Here is a 3896-nt window from a genome sequence, read left to right as displayed (position 1 = left end):
GATATCTTTCGCCAGATGACTTCGAAAAACTTTACAATGCGAGCGTTGCTAGAGAATCACTATTGGTAAGCTGAAAATAATTAAAATTTCTCATTTTATGTTGTACTAAATCTTGACATAGGACCAACTATTACCATCTATTATAAACGTTCCGAATAACTCCATTAAACAATTATTTTCAAAAAAACGTATACAAATCCCCCCATAGCACTCCACGCAACAATATCAATACAGATAAAAACTTTTTATCTTCTCCCAATGTTTTCATCACCAGAATTAAGTGTATTAAAATTATGAGTACGAATACACATATATATGCTATTTTCATTCTTTATGAATTCTCGCCATTTCTTTAAATAACTTTAAAATTTCTTCTCTATTATAGCTTTCCAGAATCCCAGCCTCCTCAAACAAAAGGCCAGCCTGGAATATCTTCTTCTGGTGCTGCCTTCTTTTTGTGCTACTCAAACTCTCTTTGAAGATTTTACGTTTTCTTTCTTCCAGTTGCAGTTTTTGTTGAATTATTCGCAACTCCCGTTCCTTACGTTCTAATCTATTCATAACTCAATCACCAAGCACATCCCCTCTCAATGTAAACACAAGATGTTGTGGCTATTATACCATAAAACACAATATCTTGTGTAATTTTTATGTTATTTTGCTATAAAATTTGCAAATAAGTCATTATCAGTGTAAAATAAAGTTGGTGTAAAATAGTGTACATGTGCAGTTAGGAGTTTCTCTTAGCGAGAAACTCAAAATGCCGCTTACGCGGCAAAATGGCTCGCGAGCCATAAGTTAGAGATACTTTTGTTCTGCCAGTCGCGTTACGCTCCTTGAACCTGCGGTTGGCTCAATAATTTCTTAAAGTATGGTGATTTTTATGGCATTATTCCGATTTGAAATCAAGTCAGATAAGAAAAAATCTGCAAATGGACAGCGAATATCAGCTAAATTACATGCAGAGTACATTGATCGAAAAGGCAGATATAAGGATGTAGACCAGCGGGAGCTTGAACGAGCTGCAACGGAAAATGTAATCTCCGGCCCTAATTTGATCGAACATCAGCCAGGCCGAGAGATTCTGCTGTACAGTAGTCCATTCGGTGTGATTCGACAGGATGATGCCGGTATAAAAATTTCTAAAGGTGCATCTATGCAAACCATAGCAACTGCACTGCTGGTAGCACAAAACATCTACGGCGATGAACTATCCGTGCATGGAAATGAGTCATTTCGCCAGGACGTTGCAAAGGCAGCATACAGTCTGTATTTGCCTATACACTTCACAACGAATTTTGCTAATGACTTGAAACAAGCGAAGGAGGATATAAACAATGAACGACGAGAATTTGAAGCAGCAGGAGGAAGAACTATTGCTACCGATGAATCAGGAAGAAACAGAGTTGGAACAGGCCACCAAGCAGGAGCCAGCAGAATTAACCAGCCTCTTTCCCAGCGTTTCAGCAAAGGCTCCGTCCATAATCAGTCCAACCCTTTTGGATCTACCATTGCGGAAAAGGCCCAAAGAGGCTTCTGCGTGCCAACTTTGTCCGGCAGCACAATGGATGTATCAGGACGGAATCCTGATGTGCTATTGTCAAAAAATGAATACGATGACTTACAGCGAAGCATCAGAGAACGACATGAAACCTATCCTGAGCTGCGATGGGATGTATCAGGCTCTCGACGAACTGCTGCAAAACTAGCTGCTGAACAAATCATGCACAATCTGCAATCCGCTCTTGATAAAACTTTTGCTTCAAGTCACGTTCAGTACATCAATCGAGAAACCAGATTTAAGCAACGGGGCGGTTGCATGGCTACCGGCAATCATCTGCCGAAATGGGCGGATAGCTCCGCTAAGAAATTTTTCGAGGCTGCTGATAAATTTGAATCATCAAATGGCGAGCGATACAAAGAAATTGTCTTTGCACTGCCAAATGAGTTAGAGCTTTCTCAGCAGCAGGAAATTGTAGAAGCATTTCTTCAAAAGCATCTTCAAGAGTATTATTATGCCTGGGCCATTCATGACAAAATCGGCAGCATGAGTAATGGCGAACATCATGCACATGTACATATAATGTTTTCCACCAGGCAGCTTGATGATTATGAAAAATCCGTGGGCAGAACCGCTGAAGTGTTTTTCAGTCGCGCATCCGTAAAAGATGGTCATCCTGAAGCAGGTGGCTGCAAAAAAGCTGAATGCTGGATAGATAAAAACAGAGCAAAATTTATCAACAAGCTGCGTGAAAGCGTGGCAGAACTTCAAAATGAAACATTGGAGAAATATGGCCATTCCTCCAGAGTAGACCATCGTTCATTGAAAGCAAGACGAGCTGAAGCCCTCGCTAATGGCAATCTTTTTCTTGCAGAACTTCTTGATAAGGTACCAGAAGCTGCTGTGGGCCCCAACTCACTTCTAAACGAAAATTCCCCACTATATAAAGAACAAAAAAAATTACGTCAATATAATCATGAAAAATTTCAAAGCAAAATTTGTAAGAACATACTCTCTTGCAATATTGCTATTGAAAAAAATATTCACCTTCTGAAAAATAATCAAAAATCCAGGCAAGAAATTTCCCATCTGTTGACGGATAACGATAGGCAAATTTTTGCCAAAGAACTAAACGCAATTAGCACATTTGATAAGCAAATTGAAACTTTGCAATCCATTCTCGTGAGCAGCAGTGAAGCCATTGAGCAGTCAATGGTAAAATACATGACGAAAAAGCACAGGGAAACATGGCAGGCTTTTAAAAGCCTGGCTCAGGAAAGGAAGCATTGGAAGGAATTTAAGGCCGCTTTGCAGATGCAGGAATTTCCTAATGACGTATTAAAAAATGATGTGCTTAAATCTATTGATGATGAGATTATCAGAATCGAAAACGAGCTAAAAAAGCAGGCACCTGATATGAGATTGATTTTTGATAGATTGCAACAGCCATCGAAACAAAAAGAAATTCAAGCTTCAGCTGGCTGTATGATTTTCGCCAATAAATCTGTGCGAGAAAAAATTAACACCTTGCTTATAAGTCAGCAAAAAGCAATTGCAGATTTAAGCAAAGCATATTCCGACCGCTTAAAAGCTGAAAACCAAGATAATGGATATACAGCAGATAATATCTCAAACAGCCTTGGTGATGAGCTATCAACATTATATGCGCAAGCCAAAAAGTTGCGCGAAGAAATATCCAAACTGAGACCTAAAGTTATTTCATCTGAACGAGCTATGGTGATGGCAAAAAATAACTACGTCCGATTTGTAGCCAAAGGAACCGGACTGATGGACTTCCAGCAACTTCGTAAAGAACGGCGTGAACTGGAAAAGTCACGAGCATGTAATAAAATTTCTTCTGATGATTTTAATGCCTCATTATTGAAGCTGAATGAAACGGAAAAACAGTTAGAAGCATTGTGTGCCACTCCTGAAGCGCAAGGTAAAATTAGCGATATTGTCACTGGAATATTACAGAAAAATGCACCTATCGCCATGAAATTTGCAAAACTGTCAAATCAACTAGCTGCTGTACAACAGAAAATTGACGAACTAAAGCCTTTGCACACTGCTGCAAAAAATCACGCTGTATATGGCGGCAACACAAGATATAAATTATCAGGCGGTGGCAGTCTTCGTTCATCAGCTCCAAAGATTGCAGCTGCCCTGGCCGGAGATGAAAAGTTTACGCCGTTGGTTCTGCAAAGCAAGCATGAAGATCAGGATGACTGGGAATTGCTATCTGAAGCTGAAAAAGATGAAATTAGATATAGCAACCTGGTAATATGTCAACAGGTTTTCTCAAAAGTTTTTGAAGCAAATTCTTGAAATAAAGTGCACTTAACAAACCTTCAGGATTATAAGCAAAAATCCCAAAGGCATGTTTGTAAATATT

Annotated in this window: 2 protein-coding genes; one reads left to right on the top strand and one right to left on the bottom strand. The window is 39.3% G+C overall.

Features of this window, described 5'->3' with window-relative positions:
* Nucleotides 1-324: 324 nt before the first annotated feature.
* Nucleotides 325-561 (bottom strand): hypothetical protein, encoded by a 237-nt coding sequence (locus FYJ84_RS14270; protein WP_154408250.1) that lies wholly within the window; start codon nucleotides 559-561, stop codon nucleotides 325-327.
* 322 nt (nucleotides 562-883) lie between these two features.
* Here FYJ84_RS14270 and FYJ84_RS14265 point away from each other — a divergent pair, with 322 nt between their 5' ends.
* Nucleotides 884-3829 (top strand): MobA/MobL family protein, encoded by a 2946-nt coding sequence (locus FYJ84_RS14265; protein ID WP_205764292.1) that lies wholly within the window; start codon nucleotides 884-886, stop codon nucleotides 3827-3829.
* Nucleotides 3830-3896: the final 67 nt, after the last annotated feature.

Source organism: Anaerovibrio slackiae (assembly GCF_009695585.1).
Classification (GTDB): Bacteria; Bacillota; Negativicutes; order Selenomonadales; family Selenomonadaceae; genus Anaerovibrio; species Anaerovibrio slackiae.
The sequence above is the reverse complement of the archived record's forward strand: the minus strand, read 5'-3'. Positions and strand labels throughout refer to the sequence as shown.